This is a genomic window from Janthinobacterium sp. 13 (assembly GCF_002749695.1).
GTDB classification, from domain to species: Bacteria; Pseudomonadota; Gammaproteobacteria; order Burkholderiales; family Burkholderiaceae_D; genus Janthinobacterium; species Janthinobacterium kumbetense.
The window spans coordinates 5,766,291-5,790,192 of the sequence record NZ_PEEQ01000001.1 but is presented as its reverse complement, the minus strand read 5'-3'; the positions used below and the strand labels follow the sequence as shown (position 1 = coordinate 5,790,192).

16 protein-coding genes are annotated in these 23,902 nt (G+C 55.2%); 2 read left to right on the top strand and 14 right to left on the bottom strand.

The genetic code is table 11. The annotated features are described in order from the left end of the window. Window positions 1–118: 118 nt before the first annotated feature. The 8 genes from CLU94_RS25435 to CLU94_RS25405 all read right to left on the bottom strand — a co-directional run bounded on the left by CLU94_RS25435 (window position 119) and on the right by CLU94_RS25405 (window position 6,949). Window positions 119–1,009, bottom strand: a complete 891-nt coding sequence (locus CLU94_RS25435) for a hypothetical protein (protein ID WP_143451543.1) — start codon at window positions 1,007–1,009, stop codon at window positions 119–121. A 1,239-nt stretch (window positions 1,010–2,248) separates the two neighbouring features. Then, a complete protein-coding gene (locus tag CLU94_RS25425; RefSeq protein WP_099667693.1) occupies window positions 2,249–2,695 on the bottom strand; it encodes a hypothetical protein in 447 nt (148 codons plus the stop codon). Further along, complete coding sequence (locus CLU94_RS25420; protein ID WP_306558487.1) at window positions 2,692–3,126, bottom strand: glycoside hydrolase family 19 protein; 435 nt, start codon at window positions 3,124–3,126, stop codon at window positions 2,692–2,694. Before CLU94_RS25420 ends, CLU94_RS25425 begins: the two co-directional genes overlap by 4 nt. Next, on the bottom strand, window positions 3,035–4,027 hold the full coding sequence (locus CLU94_RS28190; protein WP_143451542.1) for a hypothetical protein: 993 nt from the start codon (window positions 4,025–4,027) through the stop codon (window positions 3,035–3,037). Before CLU94_RS28190 ends, CLU94_RS25420 begins: the two co-directional genes overlap by 92 nt. A 100-nt stretch (window positions 4,028–4,127) precedes the next feature. Then, complete coding sequence (locus CLU94_RS28185) at window positions 4,128–4,691, bottom strand: hypothetical protein (protein ID WP_143451541.1); 564 nt, start codon at window positions 4,689–4,691, stop codon at window positions 4,128–4,130. Between the two features lie 245 nt (window positions 4,692–4,936). After that, complete coding sequence (locus tag CLU94_RS25415; RefSeq protein WP_099667691.1) at window positions 4,937–5,299, bottom strand: phage tail assembly chaperone; 363 nt, start codon at window positions 5,297–5,299, stop codon at window positions 4,937–4,939. Continuing rightward, window positions 5,296–6,684: a phage tail tube protein gene (locus CLU94_RS25410; RefSeq protein WP_099667690.1), complete on the bottom strand. Its 1,389-nt coding sequence runs from the start codon at window positions 6,682–6,684 to the stop codon at window positions 5,296–5,298. The genes CLU94_RS25415 and CLU94_RS25410 overlap by 4 nt, the downstream gene beginning before the upstream one ends. 67 nt (window positions 6,685–6,751) lie before the next feature. Next, on the bottom strand, window positions 6,752–6,949 hold the full coding sequence (locus tag CLU94_RS25405) for a phage tail terminator-like protein (protein WP_099667689.1): 198 nt from the start codon (window positions 6,947–6,949) through the stop codon (window positions 6,752–6,754). Window positions 6,950–6,975: 26 nt separating this feature from the next. Here CLU94_RS25405 and CLU94_RS25400 point away from each other — a divergent pair, with 26 nt between their 5' ends. Continuing rightward, window positions 6,976–7,362 (top strand): tyrosine-type recombinase/integrase, encoded by a 387-nt coding sequence (locus CLU94_RS25400; RefSeq protein WP_257218995.1) that lies wholly within the window; start codon window positions 6,976–6,978, stop codon window positions 7,360–7,362. Between the two features lie 313 nt (window positions 7,363–7,675). Then, entirely contained in the window at window positions 7,676–8,851 is a 1,176-nt protein-coding gene (locus CLU94_RS25395; protein ID WP_143451540.1) for a tyrosine-type recombinase/integrase, read from the top strand. A gap of 615 nt (window positions 8,852–9,466) precedes the next feature. Here the strand turns inward: CLU94_RS25395 and CLU94_RS25390 are convergent. From CLU94_RS25390 to CLU94_RS25360, 6 genes are all read right to left on the bottom strand, one after another. Further along, a complete protein-coding gene (locus CLU94_RS25390) occupies window positions 9,467–9,892 on the bottom strand; it encodes a very short patch repair endonuclease (RefSeq protein WP_099667687.1) in 426 nt (141 codons plus the stop codon). Window positions 9,893–10,114: 222 nt separating this feature from the next. Then, window positions 10,115–11,773 (bottom strand): DNA cytosine methyltransferase, encoded by a 1,659-nt coding sequence (locus tag CLU94_RS25385; protein ID WP_099667686.1) that lies wholly within the window; start codon window positions 11,771–11,773, stop codon window positions 10,115–10,117. Window positions 11,774–12,292: 519 nt separating this feature from the next. Further along, the gene (locus tag CLU94_RS25375; protein WP_099667684.1) at window positions 12,293–17,839 is read right to left on the bottom strand and encodes a hypothetical protein; all 5,547 of its coding nucleotides are present in this window, start codon (window positions 17,837–17,839) and stop codon (window positions 12,293–12,295) included. Then, a complete protein-coding gene (locus CLU94_RS25370; protein ID WP_099667683.1) occupies window positions 17,836–19,368 on the bottom strand; it encodes a hypothetical protein in 1,533 nt (510 codons plus the stop codon). The genes CLU94_RS25375 and CLU94_RS25370 overlap by 4 nt, the downstream gene beginning before the upstream one ends. Continuing rightward, window positions 19,365–21,494, bottom strand: coding sequence for a hypothetical protein (locus CLU94_RS25365; RefSeq protein WP_099667682.1), 2,130 nt, complete (start codon window positions 21,492–21,494; stop codon window positions 19,365–19,367). Before CLU94_RS25365 ends, CLU94_RS25370 begins: the two co-directional genes overlap by 4 nt. 741 nt (window positions 21,495–22,235) lie before the next feature. Next, complete coding sequence (locus CLU94_RS25360; protein ID WP_099667681.1) at window positions 22,236–23,897, bottom strand: nuclease-related domain-containing DEAD/DEAH box helicase; 1,662 nt, start codon at window positions 23,895–23,897, stop codon at window positions 22,236–22,238. Between the last annotated feature and the right edge of the window lie 5 nt (window positions 23,898–23,902).

Here is a 23,902-nt window from a genome sequence, read left to right as displayed (position 1 = left end):
GAAAGCTTTCTTGATCTTTACGGCTGGGGGTGTAGTCCGCACACATTTTAACGTCTATCCGTCACTGGCTTGTGCATCAAAATTTAATCATTTGTTCGGAAGAGTCTGTTCCATAGCACTATTCCACGGCATCCAATCTTTCAAAATTTTCATTCATTTGTTTAATTTGCATGTCATCTCGAGCAGCAAAAGTCAGAGGCTGTGAATTTACAATACTAAAGACTTCCAATGCCCAAAGGACCTCGGCGAATCCTTGCAACTCACCATCCGGAAGAGGAGCAATGGTCTTAAACCACTCCATAGAGACCTGTCTTTTTGCGCTGCCATGATGCCTTTTAATATTAATCGATTCCTTTACGACCCCTTTTAGTTGATCATAATACTTGTAGTTTTTAATTTTTTTATAATTATCGCGATCATCAGGACTAATACGCCCATTGAGAAGCACGCATTTCAACAAATCCGAATCATCTAGCGTCATTCCACATTGCAGAGCGAAAAGCACTCGGGTTTGAAACTTTAGTCTATTGGAAATTTCATCAATCACAACATTAGCTACATCAGTTTTGTTTGCTGCAGCATCGTTTGCTTCATGTAGAGCATTTTTCCAAACTTCTTTTTCCTCATCATACTTCTTAAAATAACTTATCTGCAGGTCACTATCAAAAGGTATCTTTCTTTCTTCATTCAGAACCATTTTCACTTTATCCGCAAGCTTTCGGATAGAGTATCTAGTTATTTTTTCATCAAAAGAAGGATAAAAGTACCAGTAAATAATACCAACACACAATGGAAAAACAAAAACATGAAGATAATACTCGAGGGGAAAAGTATACAACTTTCCATCTATGAAGTTAATTTTCTCAGAATATGCGCCTTCCCCAAAAACAACAAGCATTAATTTGTAATTCAAAAATGGCCAGGAAATGAAGGCTGACGCCAGAAGAGGATTACTAAATCTATTCTTTATTACGCCGAATATAGTTTCAGGAAGATCGGATATTGACATTTTCAATCACCAAAGAGTATTTATAACCACAATAATAATTCAAAAACATTTACTCTTGGTGACTTTAATTGTTCAAACATCTGATTGAAACTGGTCAGCGAGTAGGCCCATGATGATTGCCGCTGTTCGCACAGATACAATCAACGCTTGGCTCGACTACTCCACATCCCCCTTCACAAACGCCTGGCATGCGCGGCCTGTCGCGGCAACTTCCTCTGTCTGCAGATCAAGGCTTGAATATCTCGCGCCACCGCTTCAGGAAGTAGCCCGCTGGCGGGATCGGCTGCAGCGCCTCCTTCGGCGCCACCGGCACCGGCCGGGGCGGCAGGTCCAGCACTTGCACAGAAGGCGGGCTTGCGCATGCGCTCAGCGCTCTGCTTTTGCCTCTGGCAAATCGCAGCCTGCAATCACCGCCTCAACTTCACTCTCGTATTTCCGCCCATGCGGCCAGTCCCACGCCAGCGCCAGGACGATCTCGCCGTCCGTTGCCGCTGGCGCCAGCTGGTCGAACTCGTAGGTTGGCCGGTGCGGCATCGGCTTTACGCTTGCACCTTACTTAGATGGCTGTTTCGCGCAAGCAACATCATACTGTGACACACTCGTAGGATTGCGCGAATTTTGTGGCTGCTGTCCAGCATATACTGTTCCAGCCTGGCCATCTGGATTGAAAGCTGACCCAGGTGCAGAAGCTGAATTACCAGGAGTATTGGGAGCAGTAGCACTGCCGCAGCTTTGATTTGGTTGCCCCGAATGCAATGGGGTAGGTAAAGCTGGTGCAGTTGTCGTTGTGTGCGTCGTCGTGTGCATTGTTGTTGCGATCGGGGTTCCTAAATGCGGACCGGCCTTAACGCCGCCATTCCCTGCAGATGCAGCTGTTCCCGTGATAAACAGAACAGTACCGATCACGGCCAGTGTAGAGATATGCCTCATGGTAAGACTCCTCTTCTAACGTCCAATTTCCTTCTAATGAGTGTATACCAAGAGCCGAAGTTATCAACTTAGACAGCATTTACTCTATCCGGCCCCGGCGTGCTGGAGAGATGGACGCGCGACTGCACAAAGACACCTGCGGCACTAAACTTGCGTTGATCAGAAGGCATCAAGACTCAATCGACTAGCTCACTCCCCTACTGCCTACCTGCGCAAACACTCCGAATCAGCGCTACAGCCCTATGCTACTATCCCGGACAAACGCTTGGCACGCGCGTCCCGTCGCGGCCACTTCCTCCGTCTGCAGGATCAAAGCTTGAATATCTCGCGCCACCGCGTCAGGAAGTAGCCACCGGCGGGATCGGCTGCAGCGCCTCCTTCGGCGCCACCGGCACCGGCCGGGGCGGCAGGTCCAGTACTTGCACAGAAGACGGGCTTGCGCATGCGCTCAGCAACAGCAAGCCGAGCGCGCACATCGTTGATTTCGTCATCGTAGACTTTCTTGATGGCCGCCGCTTTGATGGCCTGTTGCCTGGCTTGCGCCAGGTTCTCGGCGGCGCGCGGCGCCTCCGCCTTCGTTTCCGCTGCCGCGCGGGTCTTCTTGTCGGTATTCCACAGCGCCTGCACGGCCGCTCGGCCTTGGGCGACGCCCTGCGCTCGCTGGTACAGCATACCGGCGCCGACCAGCACGCATGCCAGCACGGCGCCGTACAGCCAGCCAGGCACCCTGCCCGCCAGCTTGGCCAGCGCGCTCACGCCAGCACCTTGCGCGCTGCTGCATACAAGGCCAGGCGTTCGGCCAAGCCGTTCACGCCGCCGTTGATGCGACGCGTCACGCGTTCCTGGTCACCTGCATCGGCCAAGGCGTTCAGCCCCTTCATCTGCCAGAACCAGCCCGCCGAGCGGCAGGCGTTGACAGTTTGCTCAAGCAGCTCGGGCTTGGCCAGCAGGTCGAGGCCCAGCGCCTTGCCGCAGGCCGCATAGTTGGCGCGGCCAGTTACCTGCAGCAGGCCACGCCCACGAAAGCGCACGCCGTCACCGCGTTGCGTGTTGCCCAGGTCGGCGCGCCCTTCGTAGGCCTGGCCGCTGGCCAGCTCACGCACATAGCGCAGCTGACCAGACTCGTGGCCAACCTGGGGCAGGAACGATGCCTGGCGCGCCGGGGTCGTGATGCCGAATTCCAGCATGGCCGCGTTCAGCGGTGCCAGCATTGCGCCCGACTACCTCCATCAGCACGCCCAATGTTTCATATCGGGCAGTCGGCAAAGTGGATTCTTTAATGTAATCAGCAATCTTTAGTAGGGCAAAGCCGGCAGCCAATAATTGCAGCGCACCGGTCAGTCGACCAGATGCTGCAGATGCCTCCTCCTTAGCCTTTGCGGCGGCCTTGAGTGCGTCCTCGTGCGCCTTGATTGTTGCAATTGCTTGTTGCGTTTCCTTGGTGACACCCATCTGCGCGGCCTGGTAGGCAAGCAACTGGGTGCAACTCATACCAATCGTCGCCGCCTGCTCGCGCATGCGCTCGATCAGTTGCTGCTGGCCAAGCGTCAATTGCGTGGTCGAACCACCCAGCGCCGTCGTGGCCTGGGCTGCCTGGCGCGCCTGCTCAGCCTGAGCGCGCATAATTTTGGACGTGTCATCCATCTGGCCATTGCTGATCGCCGCACGCTGACCAGTGCGCTGCGTGGCATCGCCCAGGGCCTCGACACTTTTGGCCGCATCGACGCCGCGGCGCCACACACCGGCCGAGGAATTTGTAAAGTTGTCCAGCGCGCTAACGCCCTCGGTCGATGTCGAGCGCACGCGCGCCGTCGCAGCACTCAACGAATCCACGGACGTGGTCGCGCCAGCAACCTTTGGCGCAACGCGCGCACCAGCATCGCCCAGCGCATCGACAGCGACAGCACCTTCAGAGGCCTTGGCCTTTGCCCCAGCGCTGGCCTCGCCCAACTTGTCGACAGCCGCCGTGGCGCCAGCCGTCTTTTGCTCGACGCGCACCGCTGCCTCACCGAGCGAATCCAGTGCTTTACTGCCCTCGACCACTTGGCGCGTATCAATCGAAAGACCAAGTTCTGCAATGTCCGGCATAGATCGCCCATAAAAAAAGCTCACCAAAGTGAGCTTGAAATTAAAAGACCCGCACGAAGCGGGCCAAATGGATAATAAAAAATACTAATTCATTAATGCATTACTTCACCTGTGTAATAACAGCCACAGCGGATGGCTCACAAGTCAACTTATAGACATCCATTTCAGCTAACTCGACTTCCTCGGCTGCCTTCCTCGATCCGCGCCACGTTGCAGTTCTCGCGCCCTCGTTCCAAATTTCCGGAGCACCGGGGCCTGTCCAACTTACGTAAAAAAGCTTGGCGCCAACGTAGCCACCATAAGAGTTTTTCGCATTGACCGAGCCACAAAGGGCTAACCAATTCGGCATTACCTTGGACCTATCACTGACCACAAGGTTTGCAAACTGCGCAGAACTTGGATCCTTGTAATTTTTCACCAATGCTTCTTTTGACTTTGCAACAAACTCATCCAATATCCGACTTTTATCGAGAGCAGCTAATCGCGCAGACTCATCTACAGAATTGCTTTTCACTTTTTCTGCATTTTCAGCATCTCGCGACTCTATACATGAAGTACGTACGGCCTTTTCCTTTATCTGCTCACAAACAAAGGGCTTGTTCGTTGCAGCAACAGACAAGGCAGATACTGCTATCAATGCTACGGCAAAAATACATTTCTTCATTTCTACCTCAGAAGTTAAAGAGGCAATTTTACACCAGCACCAATTGCACTTGATCGACGCAGTAACCTCGCCTCAAATGCCTGCCGAAATTTCCATCGTTTCGCATGCCACCCAGCAACAATACACACCTGGCACAACAAAGTCATGCGGAACGGTTCGCACGACTTTTCGCCGCGTTTGTGTTAAATGCATGCCAATCCTAGCGCTCCTGTGCGGTGCTGTCACCCACCCCGATTGCTCAAAAGTTATGGCAAATCAGAGTTGACCTTCTTGTTCTGGTGGTAAATAAACAGCGCATCGAGGCGGTCAATGACCGACTCCTCGAACGGATCGAAGCGGACGCCGTGGCGCGCCTGCCAGGCCAGTATTTCAGCGCTGGCGAGCGCGTTCACGGCCATGCCGCACTGGCGTTTCTGGTTCAACTGGGTGAACCAGGTCCAGATGTAGGCCAGCTCGGCCGGCAGCTGAGGCACCGCGGGCGCCTCGGGCGCCCGATAAAGCGGGTTTTTCCGGGCGGTTTCCAGATGATCGCCCTTGGCGTTGCCGTCGCCTGCCGCTGCCGCGCGATCAAACAGATGATCGGCGTACAGCAGCAGGGCCTGGATCAAACCTTCAAAAAATTGGCGTCGTTTTCCAGGGCGGTCGTAACGCGGTCCTGCCAGGTCGGGTACTTGTCAAACGCCGCGTCAATCATGCTCTTGTCGAACGGCACGGCCGCGCCGTTACTGGTGAAGCCATACCAGTCAACGGCCACGGCCAGCGCCATGCGCTTCTGGTTGTCGTCGATGACGCTCACCAGCTGATTGGAGCCTTCGTCAGTCGAGGCGTCGATGGCCGTCTTGCGCTTAGCGGACTTGCGGTAGTCGAAAGCGCACGTGACGATCTTGTTTTTCTCGCCATCATCGACCTTGGCAGAGGTGATCTTGATGCGACCCATGGCAATCGTCATCACCTCGGCCAGCGGCGCCGTACTGGCCGCCATGGCGTAGGCCAGCGGCAGCTCGACTTCTTGTTTGAAGTAGTCGATATAGGCAGAATCCTGCATCAGCACGGTGAACTGCCCCGAGCCCACCACTTTGCCGCGCGAGGCGGCCGTGGCGAACTTCGAACCGATCACCGGATCGATCTTGACCTGGCCATCCAGCGACAACGACATGCCCGTGCAGATTTGCGACGGGATGCCCGCCACCGACAGCATCGCGGTGGCGCTGGAGAACTTGCCGGTGCCGGGCGTGGCGGCCGGTGCCGCGAAGTACGCCGCCGGCGTGGTCGGGCCCTCCAGCTTGCCCATCAGGGTGAAGTCCATGCTCGTGATGCCATTCGGCTGCACAGCGACGTCAACCTTGCTGACCAACTGGTCGATGAAGCAGCGATTCACGGCAATGCCCGGATCCTGCACTTCCGCCGTGAACCAGTCCGTGGTGTGGCCGGTCAGGGGCGTGAAGCTGCGCTTGCCGGGCGCGGTCACGGTCACCGGGTCGCCCTCGACCTTCACCGTCATCGCGCTGCCGTCCATGAACTGGCCAGCGAGCTTCAGCGCCGTTGCCGACTTAACGAAGAAATTTTTGCCGTTGTTGGCGGCGCCGGTGGTCAAGAAGCCACCGATGCGCACGACGGTACCGGCGCGGTGACCGTCGGCCAGCCAGGAACCGGCGCTACGCGTCAGGCCCATTGCGCCCGATGCGATGGTGTTTTGCGCCGCGGTGGTACCGCCGGCCGTGAAGTCGCGGCGCAGCAGCGCGGCCAGCAGCACGGCGTAGGTGTCGCACGATGCTTCGCCTTTGATAGCGCCCGAGGTGCGGAAGTTGCCCAGGCGGGTATCGCTCTGTTGCTGGCTCGGGTCGATCTCGTTGCTCGAATACTTGTCGGCTTCCGTATCGAACGTCGCTGTCACGCGCGGATAGAGGCGGCCGGCAGCGGCCAGGGCCTTCGTGCCTTCTGCAGGTTGCTTGCCGATAACGAGCAGGCTGTCGATGCCGTTTGCAGTGGTCATGGTGTGGATTGCCTTTCTTTGGTCGAAAAAAAAGACCGCCGAGGCGATCTATGTGGGGTAATGCGGGTTACAGGTTGCAGAACCAGCGAATCTTGACCGGGACCATCCAACGGTCGCCGTCCTCGCGGCCATCCGCGATTTCAGGCGTGCGCTCGATCTGCACGGTCACATCACCCTTGGTGAAGCTTGCGCCGCGGCGGAACAGCTCCTTGATCATTTCAGCTCGCGCGCCGGCGCTGGCTGTGCCCTGGCCTGGCGGATACATCAGGCTGACCTGCCCGTCGTGGAGAGTTGCTCCAAATTCGTGAGGAGGATATTGGCGTTGACACGATCACCTTGCCTTCGAGCCACACAAAGACCTTACGGGCGCGTGTAATTCCAATCATCCCCGCGCTGCGACCTTGGCTCGCCCACTTTCCGCTTGAAGTGAGTGTTGATGGGCTGAAATCCGCTTGGCGCCGAGCGCGCGTGAAAGCGCGTATGGAGCATGTGAACTTTCATGACCTACGGCATTCTTGTGCCAGCATCATGCTTGGCTTGGAAGTCGATCTTTATACTATTAGCAAGATTCTCGGTCACAGCAATGTGCAGACGACCCAGCGCTATGCGCACCTCCAGGTCGATGCGCAGCGTGCTGCGTTGGATAAGCTATCGGTGCTAGTACAAAACAAAAAATAAAATTACACAGGCCAATTACACAGGCACAAAAAAAGCCGATCACGTAATGTGTCGGCTTTAATTTAAGTACTTGATTTTACAGCGAATTCTTGGTGGGAAGTGCAAGTTTCGAACTTGCGACCCCTGCAGTGTGAATGACGAGAACCTGCGCCTGCATGGATGTCACTGGACTATTCCTTCATAGGAGAAAGCATCATCTTGATCTGCTAACGTCCGCCGAAATGTGCTACTGTTTCCCGTACTTTTCCCGTACATTGAGCACTGATTCTACGGTTGAACACATACAACATTCTTGCACGTTACGGAGGATGGCATGGCCAACAAAATCGATACAGTTACAGCGCGCAACAAGCTGAAAACCCGGCGTGAACCGTATTGGCACAGAATCAGCAAAGGCTTCTACGTTGGGTTTCGCAAAATGTCAGATAGCTCAAGCGGAACGTGGCTACTTCGACATCGTGATGAGACAGGAAAGGAAGTCGAAAGTAGCCTAGGCACGTTAGATGAACATATGCATCATGAACGTTTTGACAGGGCTGTAGCAGTCGCACGTGAATGGTTTTCTCACGCGGCCACAGGCGACGCTGGTGCCATTCATCAACCGACAACTGTATTGGATGCCTGTAACGCGTATGTGAAGCGGATCCAGGAGCTGAAGGGTACCAAGCCAGCACAAGACCTCGCCGCACGTTATCGCCGATGGATCACGCAGGATCCTATACACAAGATAGAACTGATGAAACTGACCCGGGACCACATGAACGACTTTCGTCGTCGCATGGTAGCTAAACCCGTCACCATTAACAAGGCTGGTGATGTCCGGGAGCGTTCCAAGGACAGCGTCAATCGCGATATTGCGGCGGTACGCGCAGCCCTCAATTGTGCATTCGCTGACGGCAAGGTCAATTCGAACTTTTCCTGGAGCGAAACGCTGAAAGCATTCAAGAACGTCGCCAAACGAAGGGATTTATATCTGGATCGCGAGCAGCGGCGAAATCTCATCAGACATGCGCCAGACGATCTCGCAGCATTCCTGCGGGGATTATCCATACTGCCACTTCGCCCGGGGGCTCTTGCTGCCCTCACCGTGGCGGATTTTGACCAGCGCCTAAGCGTACTGAAAATTGGCAAAGACAAGGGCGGCAAGGACAGGAAAATTAAACTTCCTTCGGAAATTTCTCAGCTATTCGAGATGGCCGCCGCAAACAAAACAGCGACCGCCCCCCTACTGGCGCGTGCCGACGGACAAGCCTGGAACAAGGACTCCTGGAAAGATCCCATCAAAAACGCAGCAAAAAACGCAGCTCTGCCAGCAGAAACAAGTGCGTACACATTGCGTCACAGTGTTATCAGCGATCTTGTCCATGGGGGGCTAGATCTTCTAACCGTTGCGCAAATTAGCGGCACATCGGTCGCAATGATCGAGAAGCATTACGGTCATTTACGTAGTGACGTCGCGGCTGTCGCGCTGGCCAAACTCGTTTTATAGTTACTACTTGTCACGACCCTCTCGCTCAATGCAACATCGTCTGTGGGTCTTTTGAACTAAAGGATTTGCCGGAGGCTGTGGAGTCGACGGTGGCCGTAGAACACCCCTATGAAATGCGACTCACTTCTGAGCACTACTCCCCGGCCCCCCACAATTACTGGATTGCGAGGTCGCGAAGCAATGGCAATTGAAAACGCTTCGACAATTTGGGAAATATTTCATCAGCATCAAGTCCGCTTCTGAACAGCTGCCCGATTTGGAATGCAAATTTCGAATTAGAAACAAAGTAACCATAGATCACAATATCCCATGACAGCGGCTAGGAAAAATGCGTAACTTCCGGCATCTGTTGCGCTAAAGCGATCTGATGCCACCTTCCATTGTCCCAAGTTTTACCGAAAGTATCGCAGGCATATGAGGAGGATCAAAGAGCACAATAGTGCATGCACTTTAGCAAGGTCCAAGCTGTCTCTTCATCATCGGCTAGGCCTTTCGAGGATCGGAAGCAACGATATGATGCCGTCAATAAAAGCGATGCACAAAAAGGCGCGTCCGGAAAAACTTGCGGGTGGACCCGTGCCATAGCTAATGGATATTCCAGGCAGCCTAAAGGAATCACGAGTCGCGCCTGATGATTTCAGCGATTCTTTTTGCGGTTGCTCCAGCCCTTGCCGCGGTCGAGACTTCACACTCCCACACGATTATCACCCTCCACCCCAGCGACTCGAGTGCATGGATGGTGCGGGCATCCCGACGAGTATTCTTATTGAATTTCTCAATCCAGAAATCGGTATTAGACCTCGGTGTGGTTGCAACCTTGCATCCTTCATGCCTATGCCAAAAGCACCCATGCACGAACAAGGCGCTGTGGTAGCGCGGAAATATAAGGTCTGGCTTGCCTGGGAGGTCCTTTGCATGAAGTCGATAACGCATGCCCAGCGCATGTATCGCCTTTCGAAGCACCAACTCTGGCACAGTATCCTTGCTACGAATAAGTGCCATGCGAGCGGAGCGTTCCGCAGGGGTAAGGGTGTCTACCATTTCGCAGTCCCCGAGTGTGGTATCGAGAATTATTAACGTCCTGGGTGCCAGCGTGCGCTAGACTCGCAAGGCGGGTACGCAACGCAATCATGCATGGCTGGCCAAGAAGCATGTCAGTGCATATTTCGAGATATCCCAATTTCTACATTGACCATGCTTTTAGAGTACTGAAGTTTTCATGATCATCAATTACCTTTGCCATTTCCTTTGCAACAAGGAAAATTAAGCCGGAACGGCCATCAATTCAGTTTCCACGTTATCACCCGCTGATTGATATATATTCAACAGATCTTGGACAATAAGACCTAGGGCACGGCCAAGTAATGGGGGAACTGCATTACCTACTTGCGTATACTGGGGTACTTCGTACCTACGTGCCTTGCCGCCAGTCGTGGCTTTTGAGCAAAAAGTAAATCTATCTGGAAAAGATTGTATACGTGCCATTTCACGAACAGTGAGAGTGCGTAAACAAGCTTGATCCTCGTGATAGTGGCACATGTCATCGGGAATCGACAAGGCGGCAGGGGCAGGCATGCCAGCGACCATTGCCTTCTGCTTATGCTTGCCCGTCTCGTGATCCATCAAGAAGTCCTCCAATTCCGCCTTCGTTTGAAAACATGCGAACGGTTCCCCTTGCTTCACGTAGAATGCATGCGCACGTAGCTCGGTCCAGGCAGCATCGTCCAGGGTCGCCCTTTTCCGTTTCAGGATCCGGAGTGCTGCACTTGCGGTTTCTTGCCCGACCTTGTTCAGTACTTGATAAATTCGAAAGCGGCGTTTTACATCAATACAATGCTTCCGATAAACGTGGTTAGCCTTTGGCTTGCCTTCCAGGCCAATAGACAGTTGCGTGTTAATGACGTCAACGTAACCGGAAGGTTCTATTGCTTCCGAACGTAGATCGTCAATCGCATCGAGCACCGATGTCGCCCCTCCATTTACCAAGCCTTCCAAGAAGGTTTCCGAGAATAAACCTGGGTTCTTGTCCGCGTCATGCAGTGGCAAATCCTGTAGCTCGACAGGTTGCTTCGTCCTGATTTTGTCGAAGAATGCCTCGGACGAATGCAGAATTGCACGGTCACGGGCCGGCAACAGAGTCCCGAGCCTATCGTACACATCCTTTCGAATAGACAACATTATGAACCGAGGGCGATTCTGCGCCACGCCTGCGAATTTTGCGTTAACGTGCAAGCATATTGGCACATAGCCATAAGATGCATCAGCCTGCTCCATGCCAATCTGGGCAAATGCCTGGGCAACCTCAAACCATGCATAGACTTTCTTGCCTTCTACAACGAAAGGTCGCAGGATCCCGGTGACATTCTCCAGCAATGCGAACTTTGGTTGGGTTAGTTGGACGAACTTGGCGAATTCCCAAGGCAGGACATTTCGCGCATTGGAATATTGGCGCATCCCAGCCATGCTAAAACTTTGACAAGGAGGTCCCCCAGAGACGAGGTCAATGTTGCCGTTGCCAAACCCATCCTTCAGCAACTCCATGGCATTCTTGTTCGCTGGGTCATTGAGCCATTTATTTAGCTCGACCAAGCTTCCGACAATCAGCGATCCACCCATGTCACGGCCATCGCTTCGAAGATCGCATATGCCTTGGCCAAGGGATGGGAACTCGTGCGGATTTTCGTTCAAGCGAGCGGCCAAGTCCGCCAATTCGTGCTGGCTACTAAGCCACTTTGTGCGAAGCGGCTGTTTTGGAGGTAACCCATTTATTGCAAGCGTTGCCAATGACTCGCCCAGCAAATTGTACGAAAAGGTTTCGCTTGCCATCGGCGATAGCTCGTTGGCAAGCAGCATCTTACCGCCAATGGATTTTAGGCCAAGGGATAAGCCTCCGCAACCAGCGAAAAGCTCTATGTAATTCATTATTTCTCCAACGGCTCTATTGCCAGGGTGGCAGGTTTGCGCGGGCAATCATATGCAAGCGGGGCAGTAGGATATAACAACTGCTCCCAGAGAGCCATAGGAACCTAACATCATTCTCCACTTTCGACTTGATTTTAACTATTTGCTGGGTTGATGTCCAGGGGAGCCTCGTTGTGCCGATACCCGCCCTCAGCGGTAGCAGCAAGGCACGGCTCGTAAACACGATGTGCATGACATTATTGCATGCAATGTGCTGGCAAGAGGACAACATCCCATGGACGAGTAATACCCATGCCCAGGCAATCCGCCATGCAAATTCCAACTGCCGATGCAAGGCGGGAAACATCCGAGCTAGGCAGCAAGTATCGCATATGGCCCTAGCCCTGCAAAGTTCCACGAGGATAGGTCTGTAGCATGAAGTGGGCCCTCCACATCCACGAAGAGTGCCCCAGCGTGTTGCCAATTCCAGAAGGCATAAATGACAAATTACTTATTCAATAACTCCTTCGTCGCGGCTATTTACCCTCGGTTCGTCTTGTCGCTCCTCTCCAACTCATAGAACGGGAGACCGCGCACTATTTCCCCTGATGAATCAAACGACTTGTAGAGACAGTGATGATTCGGCAAGGTCTTAACGCGTTCGGACAGGTCGCCGAGGTCCGCAGTAAACCCAAGGGAGCCTAGTTCGGCCGGGATCACGTTCGGGACCTTGTGAATGAACCAGGAGAGCAATGGTTCCCTATAATCAGTGCCAGGGGTCTTGAAATGCCTGAGATACTGGGAAGCTAAAATCACCCCTGTGCCGAACTCCCTTCCTTGCAACAGCAGCTTCCGGAGCACGTCGAATTCGTACCTCATGATGTTGTCCGCCTCGTCGACCAAGAGGTATGAGTCGATTACTCGAAGCTGCGGATCTGTTCCCACAAAAGGACGCTTGGGCGTCTTCAACATGTTCTCGTAGAACATATTCAGCATTACGGCGACAAGCATGTTCTTGCTACGATCATCCTGGCCCATTGCGTCGAGGGAAATGACTACGATTCCATCAAGAAACTCATCGAATGGCTTCGTCTTTGCTGGATCCATCTCAAAGACTTGCATGTCGACCAGGTCGTCGATGATCGACATGGGCGAATCTGACTTCCCAGCAAGCAATCTACGATATTCAGAATGAATATCGTAGATCGTCGGCGACCTTCCTTGGCCAGCACAGGACTCGTACGCGCTACGCACTGCCCCCTTGAGCTTGTCGCGCTGGACCGGGCCAATGCCGGTATACACCTTATCCAGGACATCGGCGAAGAATCGAAACCTATCAAGCCACGGCGCGACTGACTCACCGATCGAGGCCGTATCGAATAGGTTTAGCGGCAATCGTGTCGGCCGGACCACTTTGGCGCCAGTAGCCTGGACGAAGTCAGGGCTGCTGTAGTCGCGCTTGTAGTCGAAGATGAGAAATCTCGGCTTAATGCCACGATTTTCTTGGTGCGCCGTCGCGATCTGAAAAATAAGTGACTTTAGGAGCTGGGTCTTGCCAGTTCCTAAGTCACCGACTACGCCTATGTTCAATTGATTAAGACGGGTATCAGAAAGGTTAAGGGTTAGTGCTCGCGGCTCAAACCCATCGACGCTTCGCCCCAATGACAGGATAATGCCAGGACTTGCTTGGCCTGGGGTGACATCGGCGTGGGTTGCAACAACAGGATTGCGCTCTACGAGAACGTCTACCGTGGACTGGAGCGCGGATACATCCACTCCAGCACTAGCTTGGTCGCCAAGTGCATCCTCCTTCCCGCAAACGGCGGGAGCTGGAGCTACGGGACGGATTGCCACGCCCCCCGAGGAAGCGAGCGTGGCGTCAGGAGGAAGGAGATCCCATGCCCCAACCTTCTCCCGTACCATGTCATAGAAATGCTGCGCGTCGCCGGCAACGATCCGCCAAGCGTCCCTGGGAGAGATGAAAATGCTCTCGTTAAATCCATCGCCATCGTGATCCCGCGCATCGCTCTGCGAACCGTCCACGACGATCAGCCGCCCCTTGGGATCGATGGAAATTGGTGCGCCTGGCCCAAGGATAGCCGAAGCGACCCGCTCATGGTAGCTAGCCCACATCGCGGCTTGAGTCGCGACACCTTCTTGCTGGCTGTAGACTCGTAGCCCAAAGCCAACCATCGACAGCAACAGGTGTTTATATGCAAGTTCCCAAAGCGCCGATCCCACTGCCCGCTCACTTAGCGCTGCCAGCAACGCAGACATGGCTTGCGCTTGCCCCAAGGCCTCCCTTGCATCATTCGGGCTGAAAATCGTGTCTTGCTGGCGGCACTTGACCTCGACGGGCGTCAGGTGCAAGCGAATCATGTTTTCCGTGGCGTGAATGCCGATCACAAGCAGGTCTGGACGTGACAGTGAAATCTCCTTCCTGTCTGTGCCGAGCGAACGAGCGAGGTCGGAGAGATAGCCACGGAACGGATCCACTGGAACTATGATAGAAAGGGTGGCATCCTGGGCGGTACCAGCGAGAATCGGAAGCAAGCTGTCAAGGTTGCCTGAAACTCGGAATCGGTCTTGCAACAGGCGAACGGCGAGAAACAGGCCGAGGTCGCCGGTCGCACCTGTATCGTCCCCAGAAAGCCCCCGGACCGTCGGGATCCCCCTCCTAGCCACCTCGAGCAAGATGTCCTCGATCTGCACATCAGATAATCCATCACCACCAGAAAGGCCCTGGAGTGCACGTCGAAGAGCGTCACGATCAGCCTCCTTTACCTGGGAAAGCAGGTAGTAGCCACTTGTATCGCCAGCACGATGTGAGTATGACGGGAGGTCATAGTCCCAGAGGTAGGTGCCCTTGATCCATCCACCAAGGAAGCATGCGGGATCGATCGCGGAGGACGAGACGGCGACGAATCCAGCACGTTTCTTCTCAAGCATTTCTGCAATGGCGTGCACGTTCGGCGCAAACTGAAGGCCAGCCGACGATGCCTGGCTGTTTTCCAGGGCGACGATACATGCTGCGACCTTATCCCCAAAGATGTCGCCGCTGGCAGGCATTGCCAATCCCTGGCGTGACTCGCTAAGGAAGGCACCGTGCAACTGGCGCCGCACGCGATGACGGATAAGTCCCCCCATGCTCAGGGGGGAACGCATACCAACTGTCGTGCATTGCGGCTGCGCGGAGTCAAGCTGGGCGATGATTCCCAAATCGGGATTCGTGCCCGCTGGTTGCGTGTCATACCAGCGCACGTTGTTCGATGTGTCGTCGGATAGATTGGCGATGGTGGCTTGGTCTGGGCGGGAAGCCGGAGGCCGGGAGTCAAAGATTTCAAGCATTCTCGGGCCAACCAATTGCCGCGACGCTGCCTTGTCCCCACTACCAAACCGATTGAGACACCAATTTGCTAGCCCGTCGTTGCAGGCATCGGTTGCACCTCCAGCACTGGAAACGACGAGGCTGATGATGGGTTTGGCTGCAAGCAAGTCGGATACGTCTTCCAGTGCACGCCCAACCTGGGCCGGACTAAATCCACTCGAGATGCCGCCCACCACAAGACCTAGCTCATTGTCAAACGGCGCTGCTCGTGACTTATCAGCAATGTCTCCAAGGCGTGCACCATTCCATAGTACCGACCAGTAGTCAGAACTACACTCGACGGACAGAAAATTCACGAGTTCAATGCCAGATGGCCCACCTGGTGACTGCAGCGACATCGTTAGCAAGTCGGGAATGCAGTCGGGATCGAGGATACTAGCCGCTGGGCATGGCCGATCTCCGTCTCCATGTGCACCGCCATAAAGCACTCGCTGTGCAAGGCAATGCCATGCCAACCGCAGGGGATGGAGAGGTGAAAGGATGATCGCATCCGGAATTCGTGACAAGGTACGGCCCTGGGACTCACGGGAACAAACGGCAATTGCGTCGACCCAGCAAGCAATGTCGTGGTCGGTTGCAAGCCAGGCCATGTACGCATCAAGATAGGCCTCCACCAGGGCACGGAAACCCTCGTCTTGTACCATCCATTTCCCTAGCGGGGCTGACTCAAGAAGGCCTGCGTAGTCGCTGCTCTCCCTAACACGTGCCGCAATCCGCGTTCGCGCCTCGACAAACCCAGCAGGTGGCTGGAAGAAGGTGATTGGAGGACGTGGGTCATGCAGGAACCGGGCCTGCGACAGGATCGGCCCGTGGGTCGCGCTCCAATCCGGCGAAGTCCATTGGGTAACGTAATCGTCCGCCAGCACGACGGGGAGGAAGGACCTCGCCACGTTTTCATCGTCAAGCATCCATGACTGAAGGCTGGACAACCGTGCGTGGCGATCAAGATGAATGACAGCCTTGGCATCGAACTTATCAAGATGCCGGCGGTTGAGCTTTATTAGGCGTTCGAACTCGCTCTTGCAGCCCTCTTCCTTCGTTTCTTCGCAGGAAATATAAACCCTGCAGGTCTGGACGACACGCTCCCCCGCAGGCTTGAAGCTAATCTCAAGCTGGAATTTCCCCTCGGCCTCGATCTCGACTTGATACTCGTCGCTTCGCAAGAGAAGGATGGCAACCGGTTGTGGCTCCTCGCCCAATTGCTCTGTAGCATCGTCAGCAACCCCTCTCGCACCCACGATAGTGGCACCAGGGGCGACGAACACGATTAATTCATAACGCCCTGGACCTGGCAAGGAAAGTGTCGACTCCCAATTGATGCCGAGACTCCCCTTTCGCGGCTTCTTCGGGGGAGACAGCTTCTTAGCAAGACGACAAGTAACGACAATACCAGGAGTCCAACTAGCCATCGATATTACCTTTTGTATCGCGGGCTTGCGGCCCTCCCCCGTGACCTTGTAGCTGATCGGGCTTCGCTGCCCGCCCGAGGGAGGGGAGTCTCGTAGCGGCTCCACCCCGTTCAAGCGAATTTGCGTGCCGCCCTTGCCTTGGGATCCGCCCGTCAACAACACGTCGATCGCGCCTGCATCGCTGCTATCCGGCGAAGAGATCTCTAGCTCCACGTCAGCCCACACGATGGCTGGCATGCCCTTGCCAATAGGGATGACTGGGTTGACGCACGCGATCTGGAGGTCTCCGGCCACGTCCTCCGGCTCATCGGACAAGAGTTCCCCCCAACATTCGACGGTCAATATCTTCCACCATGAAGGCGGTGCTTCAAGGATTGTGGCTCTCGATGGCAGGTAGAAGGCGGCAGTCGCGCGCTCGAACGAAGTGGGTATTTCACAATTCGCACGGACATGCGCGAGGAGCGCCATGAGTGCATCCCTGGTTGCGGCATCCGCGCTTCCGCTGGCCGCCAAGCTGTCAATGCCAGCCTTGAAACCATCCACAAGTTCCTCGGCGACGCCCTTGAGGCTTCCTAGCTGGGCCTTCGCAGCGACGCTACCATTTGCCATGGGGGGAACGCCGCAGGCAAGGGCAAGCGCAGCCCCCGATGCAAGGCCGTGGGAATTATCCGCAATCGAGTATATGCGTGAAATCAAGCGCCAAGCCGCATCCCTCCCTCCATTGCTGGGTTCGACCTCGTCGACCGCCGAGGCTGAAAGCTCTACGATCATCGTCGCTTCATCGATGGATGCGCTTTCGATGCCTGCAAGGCGCAACCCCTCCCTTACGATGTGCTGGACGAATCCGTCCCGCCACCAAACATCGAAAGCCGCATGACTGGTATTGCATGAAGCACTGACGCCAAACTCCTCCGTCGTCGACGCGACGGACATGTTCGTATGTTGCCCTGGTGGCATGAGCGCCACATAACTCGCGCTATTCGGATCATTGCGGATGTGGAGCAAGTGGCTATCGTCGCACCGCCCCGACGCTCCGATATGCGGATTCGCGCCGCACATGCCGTCGCGCGGCAGCTGGAGAAGCACTGGCAACGTAGTTGGAACGCCGGTGGCACCAACTATCACCGGGATGCCACCCTCCGACGTCAGTTCAGCGAATATTTCCTCAAGCAACTCCAATGGCGGGCCATGGAATATGAATCGAGACTCTATCTTGGCTCCCGCGCCCTTGATGTTGTCCTTGACCTTGTCCCGGATGATGGTGGAGAGCGTTTGTACTAGTCTATTCATTTTTCGTCTTCTGCAAGCGTTGGGGCAAGGAATGGCGGAAGCAAGAGCATCCCGCTCTCCGCATCCGGGCTATCGAGCACGAGCCCAAGCATTCGGAGTTGTTGGCCAAGGTCGTTCCGGGCAATATCATAGCGATCGACGGCAATTCCATAGGCCGCGAGATGCTGGGCGAGCCGATGGATGGAACGTGGCCCGCCCATGCCTGCCAATGCACAATGGACCAATGCCAATACCGCGACGGGCCCCAGCGAAACTACCCATGGACTGCTCTGGTTGCTTCCCTTTTTCTTCAAGACGTACCCTTGGTCATATCCCTTTAATAGTTGTACGGCCGTGATTCGCTGGCCAAGCGAATGCCGCGCGAACTCGAGCATATTTGCCCCTATGCCCTTGTTACAGCCGAGGGCACGGGCCTCGCGGTCCCGCAGGTCCTCGATCCGCGATGCGAGGCCCAATGCCTCCAGTGCACGCCGATTGCAGCGAACGTGGTCACAAAGGGCCGCTATGTCGTTGCTCGAGGAAATATGTCCTTCATATGGCGCCCCGATGCTGTCCAGTGACCACAAGATTGCATTGATACCCAACCGTGCCGCCAGGTAGCTAGATGCCTTGTCCTTGAGTCCATTCAGTGCCTTGCCCCCGTAGATCATATATTGTGCATCATCAGGAAAAACCTGCGCCCGGGCCTCGGTGCTTCCGGCGGGCCCCTGGCCTGCCAGTGCCGCCGACAGGCAATGCCACGTGTTCACTTGCACGTCGCACAACCAGGTCACGTGCGCCACCATGGCCAAGCGGAGAACGGCTTCTAACAGGCTTGTCCACTGGCGGCGCGTCATCGAACCCTTTGCGTGGATAATTGACCGCAAGTCCTTTGCAAACTGTTTCGCTGGCATGAATTGAATGCCGTCGAAGTCTTCCTCGACGAAATTTGAAACCTCCGATGCAGGTATCGGGGCAAGCTTCCAAGGCGAACGAATTCCCCAGGCCAAGGTCTCTTGCTCAAGCCAGCGTGCGAACACGTCATCATCCTGCCCTACGCCGAGCGCGACGAATAAGTCATTCCAGAGTGCCGACGCTGCGGCGTCGTTCCTGGAACCGAGCCAAACCATCCTGCGAACCAGAATGCCTGGAGACCAAGGACTACCAGCCAAGCGGGCCGACCCTGAAACCAATGCAACAGACGGGACTAGGGGAGTCACTTGCAGGAAGCGCTTCGCGGACTGGTTGGGCAACTTCGGACTTTCGAGCACGCCATGTAGCAAGGTATTCCAAGTGTCGACGCCCAACGTTGCTCCTTCCGGCGAAGCTTGGCGGCGGTCGCGTAATCGTTGCAGTCGCTGTTCCAAGTCACGTCCAGCGGCCGGCACCCCTCCCTCCTTGACGTCGTCGTAGCCAATGACTCGATAGAGCGAGGCCAGGAGCACTTCGGAATTCGCGTATTCGGGCGCAGGACTAATGGCTAGCGCAGACTCTCGATAGGTCTTGTGGGAGGTCTTCCAAGGAAAGGAGAAGAAGTTTTCCAAGCTCATGCTTTATCTCCGGCTTCGGCGGCAACGAATCCGTTCCAAGAACTGCCAATTTCCGTTCCATCGATTCCAATTCTGATCCTCGCGTCCGAGAGCATATCAAGATCCCTGACAATCGGCCCCGATAACATGGCCTTCGTCGTATCAAGCAAGGTGACGACCGTGCTCGGCAGGGATGCAGGTGAAAGGCCTCGGTCCAATTCCTTGACGGCCTTGAAGAGGTCATACGTCAGCGGAATGGATTGCGAAGACTTGCCCGAACCGACGGCAAGGTAGGCGATCGGGGAGCGCGGTCGCCCTTCCATGGAGACCGGTAGCATCCTCACTTGCCTCACCGGGACGACCAGGGTTGCCTGTCGTTGCCGTGGCGGCAAGGGTTGTCCGAATGTCGTGGTTAGGGATACTTCAAACCCGGCTCCCTTGTTCAATAAATTCTTGACCTGCCTCGCTACTTCAAATAGCCGCTGTCCCTTCTCGTCATGGTCCACGACCTGCCGAAAGGCTTCAAGTATTTCGGCATCTGCGACTATTGCCGAGCGACTACAAATGCTACGCCGGACCAACCGGCATGAAAAATCGCGTATCAATCGTTGCATCCGACTTGCCGCACTAGGGTTTTTGCGACGAAGCTGCGACGACGAAAGGAAATTATCGACCTTCGCAAGTCGTCGTAGCAGGTCGAGCTCGACCGAGGACATTACCTTATATCTTTGTAAAAACTCGATGCCACCAACCAGCGAGCGACTGAATCGTAGGTCGAGATCAGCCAGCATGATCTTGCTGCGACTGTTGACAGGAACTTCATGATCTGGGCTGGCCAACGCGGGGTCGAGCAGGCGGACGAGGCTATCGAGCAAGCTAGATATGGTCGCGGGCAAGTATGGATCCTTGCGCTCGGCGAGGAAATGCTGAAGACCCAGCAATGTGCGGCCCTCGCTTGACTCCTTGCCCATGCCGAGGTCTTTCATCCCCTGTCGCAGGACCACGGCCGCTTCCGGGTTCCATCCGTGGAAAAGTGCGTGTTGATAGCCGGACATGACGACCTTGAAAATAGCAGCGAGTTGATGCTTGCTTGGGTTCGACGCGACTTGTCCCAGCCTATCCTGTTCGATCAGGTATGCAGCCCATTCGCAAGGGCTGCCCTTCTGACCGTCGCCATCGGGGCGGTGACCTGCAAGCAGGTACGAGACGAGAGTAAAGAGGTCGCGAAAGCTCCATCGCTTCCCGCTGGCTAGTTCATACCAGCGCAAGAGCTTGAGCAGGTTGGCACGGAAGTCATCGTTCGCAAGCAGGGCCCGGCTATGACAAAATGGACAGTCCCCCCCGGCCGCACAAGCCGCCGGGGCTGGCCAATATTTGGCGTTGACCGCGTGCTCTAGCAACCTAGCCGCTGGGGAATGCGAATCATCCTCAGGAGTGATCATCAAGGACTCCGCGTCCATTGGCCAGATCGCGATCGAGGGAAAGCCCTTCAGCGGCCAGCATGAGGGAGCACTAGACGAAAGGCTGACCGACCGTGTTATGGCTTCAAGCAATTTCCGAGCCTCGTCCAGGCCTTCGTCGATTGCAAATATCAAGGCATCGTCAAGCACGCCTCGATTGACGCAGCACAGGTAATGGGCGGAGACAGGGCCGTCCAGCAGCGCCAACAACTCTTCGATAAGAAGCTCTGGCGCATTGCGCCCTTCATGCCCAGCGACCGTCGACGCGTCTTGGATGATCTGTAGCTCGAAAGGATATTCACCTGGAAAGAAACTACCCGCGTCGACACGTACACTTCTAGGTACGGCCTTGCCAGGAAGCGGATGGAACGCAATGGCAAGCTGGTCCACAAGGCGCCCACCGGCGGCAAGCCCATCGTCGATGCAACGGATCGTGTGCTCGATCGCTTCCGTCTTGCCGTTCCCAGGCCCCCCCACCAGCAAGAGTATCCTGGGGGTGTTGCCTTGGCCGTCGGATATCTTGCGTGACCAATCCTCCAAGCGCGAGATTAGGTTTGTCCTCAGCAATTCCTTCCCAGGACGGCCACTACTAGGATCAAAAAGCCGCTTTACCCCACCTGAGTGATGCCCCGCCCAGTCAAGCAGGTCATTCGGGAAGCTTGTTTCTTGTGTCGCGAATTCTTCCATTATTCTTTCCTATCATACTGCCTGAATTGACGTGCTACTCGCCTCCCTGCCCATGCGGAGGAGGATCGAGCTGGCTAGACATCCGGCGCCGAGGCTACGTTTGCGAAGCCATGGCTTTAAGCCATCGAGGGTAATCTGTTGCATTGCATGAATGCAACGCACTTGGTCGAAACCGCGCATCCCTCGCAAATATGCATTGCATTTCGCTGGAAGGCATCCATTCCATTCATCGCCTGGGCCTGCGAGAAAGGACTGACCACATTGGGGATTATCTTGGCATTCGCAAGGATCTCGGAGCTAGGCACAATCATTCTTGCCCGTGGCAATGCCTTCAGGATGAAGCTTGCACGACGGCAGCCTAGGCAGGGGCCAGTAACTTACCTGCGCCTCCATCACCTAGGTTGGTTCCCGGCCCAGCTATGTCATGGATATTAGCTTCATGACATATTAATGGAGAAATTTCCCGTGGGCAAATTTATCGAAATAATACGTCTCGGGTGAGCTGGCAGACGACCGGACCTTGCCATCATTTGATAGGCCTACATGCCCGGCCCCTATCCACCGGGACCGGGCATGATTGGCCAAGCTATCTTGTATTAAGACATGCAAGGGAGGCATCCATTCGGCTCCCATCGTCTGTCAATGAGTCTCAGGTATCTCGAATAGCGTAGCTCAAGACGAGGGAGCAAGCCAAGGACGAGCGATCAGGAGACGACGCGCGAATTGCCAGCTGCCTTCAGGTTACCTACAACTCCTTCCAAGGAACCACTGGATTGCCATGGGGTTTCGCGAAAGAATGGCCAAGCGCGTGGTCGGGCGTGTACATGCTACATAAAGGTCTTCGTATCGGAATGCGTTTTTTTCATCGTCGGAAGGCATGTCTGCGTCAATCAGGATGACTGCCGGCGCCTCGATGCCCTTGAAGCTCCTAATCGTCGAGAAATACGCAATCCCGCTCTTTCCAAAATCCGCCAGATTCTCGGACAATACCAAACCATGGCCCTTCCTCGAATTTGCCATGGACGAATTGGCCAACGTATAGGGGGAAAGGATGACCACACCACGATCGCCACTCCATTGCCTGGCCAACTCCCATGCCTTCACCGCCATGACATCCTTAGTTGTACATTGGAGTACCGTCGGCGGCTCGCCGGTTGGCATGCCGGGCATCGAATCGATCCATTGGCCACCCAGATAGGAGTTGGTAGCATCGTTGACATGCTTCGTGTTCCTGCAATTATGATAGAGATTGAACACCACTTCCGCTCCAAACGTCTCGCCTGAATGCACTTGGAACAAGTCTTGCCGGCGATCGCTAAAGATAATCCACTCGCTGTCACCGCGGCGCAGTAGCTCGTCTAGCGCATACAGTTGGAATTCAGAGAAATCCTGCCCTTCATCCACGATGATTGCATCATACTTTGCCGTTTCGGGATAACCGGCAGCCACATTCAACGCTTCTGCGGGCAACGTCTCCTTGAAGAAAGTCGAAACATCCGCGCCAGGACGTTGGTCCGGGCACATCGCCGAAAAGAATTTATCGATGCTGGCAATTGAGCCAGAATGCTCCGGATGGCGCCTCCTGAGTATCTCCGCCAGCTTCGTGTTGAAGCATACATAGAGGGCTCGCTTGCCAGCTTCGATCATGGCCTGCAGGCGCCAGATCGCCAACAAAGTCTTGCCAGAACCAGCAGGGCCGGTCACTGCCACGCGTGGGTGCTCGAATATCCCCCTTAGTGCAGCAAACTGCTGCCGGGTAAGGTTGTCAATGTCATCGATATCGTCATTGACATCGATCTGGGAATCTGCCTTGGTGATCGAAAAAGGCCGGCTAGTCAGGATCATGGCTATCTTATCGACCACGTCATCGGTAAACTTGTCGGCCCGCCCCTCGAAGCCACGTTGCTCCAACGAATTTCGTATGCTACCTAGCAGTCCGTTCATGTTCCTCGACGTGACTAGGCTCGACGGATCGAACAAGGCCGGGACCTGGTTCGCAATGCCATTGGGATAAGCAACCAACCACGAGTAGCGACCCGGGAATTTCAGCCACCCGCCCTTCTGCTGGACGATCTTTGCCAATTGGTGCATGTTGCCCATGGCCTGCTCCGGAGGAGACGTCGAGAGCAATGCCTTCCCGCCACCTGCTTCGGACCGATACCACCTCCCATCGTCGTCGATCCAGATTTCCCTTGATCCCTTTACTTCGACGATGACCATGCCCGATCCAGGGACGAGAACAACAAAGTCAGACTGGCCATCGCTCACGTAGCCATTATCCCCCCTTGCGGCCCACGTCACGTTGGAGACTACCACCCAGTCGGCCGGAAGTTGCAGCTTCAACTGGTTCAATACTTCCCTCTCCCACTTGTCAGTCGGAATCGGGCCCAGGACTCGCGCCATCGCTA

Bases quoted from the DNA above. Each gene is read 5' to 3' on its own strand.
- CLU94_RS25360 (WP_099667681.1), bottom strand. From the start codon at position 23,897: ATGGCGCGAGTCCTGGGCCCGATTCCGACTGACAAGTGGGAGAGGGAA.
- CLU94_RS25390 (WP_099667687.1), bottom strand. From the start codon at position 9,892: ATGGTAGACACCCTTACCCCTGCGGAACGCTCCGCTCGCATGGCACTT.
- CLU94_RS28190 (WP_143451542.1), bottom strand. From the start codon at position 4,027: ATGCCGGACATTGCAGAACTTGGTCTTTCGATTGATACGCGCCAAGTG.
- CLU94_RS25405 (WP_099667689.1), bottom strand. From the start codon at position 6,949: ATGTATCCGCCAGGCCAGGGCACAGCCAGCGCCGGCGCGCGAGCTGAA.
- CLU94_RS25375 (WP_099667684.1), bottom strand. From the start codon at position 17,839: ATGAATAGACTAGTACAAACGCTCTCCACCATCATCCGGGACAAGGTC.
- CLU94_RS25385 (WP_099667686.1), bottom strand. From the start codon at position 11,773: ATGAATTACATAGAGCTTTTCGCTGGTTGCGGAGGCTTATCCCTTGGC.
- CLU94_RS25395 (WP_143451540.1), top strand. From the start codon at position 7,676: ATGGCCAACAAAATCGATACAGTTACAGCGCGCAACAAGCTGAAAACC.
- CLU94_RS25370 (WP_099667683.1), bottom strand. From the start codon at position 19,368: ATGAGCTTGGAAAACTTCTTCTCCTTTCCTTGGAAGACCTCCCACAAG.
- CLU94_RS25435 (WP_143451543.1), bottom strand. From the start codon at position 1,009: ATGTCAATATCCGATCTTCCTGAAACTATATTCGGCGTAATAAAGAAT.
- CLU94_RS25365 (WP_099667682.1), bottom strand. From the start codon at position 21,494: ATGGAAGAATTCGCGACACAAGAAACAAGCTTCCCGAATGACCTGCTT.
- CLU94_RS25410 (WP_099667690.1), bottom strand. From the start codon at position 6,684: ATGACCACTGCAAACGGCATCGACAGCCTGCTCGTTATCGGCAAGCAA.
- CLU94_RS25420 (WP_306558487.1), bottom strand. From the start codon at position 3,126: ATGCTGGAATTCGGCATCACGACCCCGGCGCGCCAGGCATCGTTCCTG.
- CLU94_RS28185 (WP_143451541.1), bottom strand. From the start codon at position 4,691: ATGAAGAAATGTATTTTTGCCGTAGCATTGATAGCAGTATCTGCCTTG.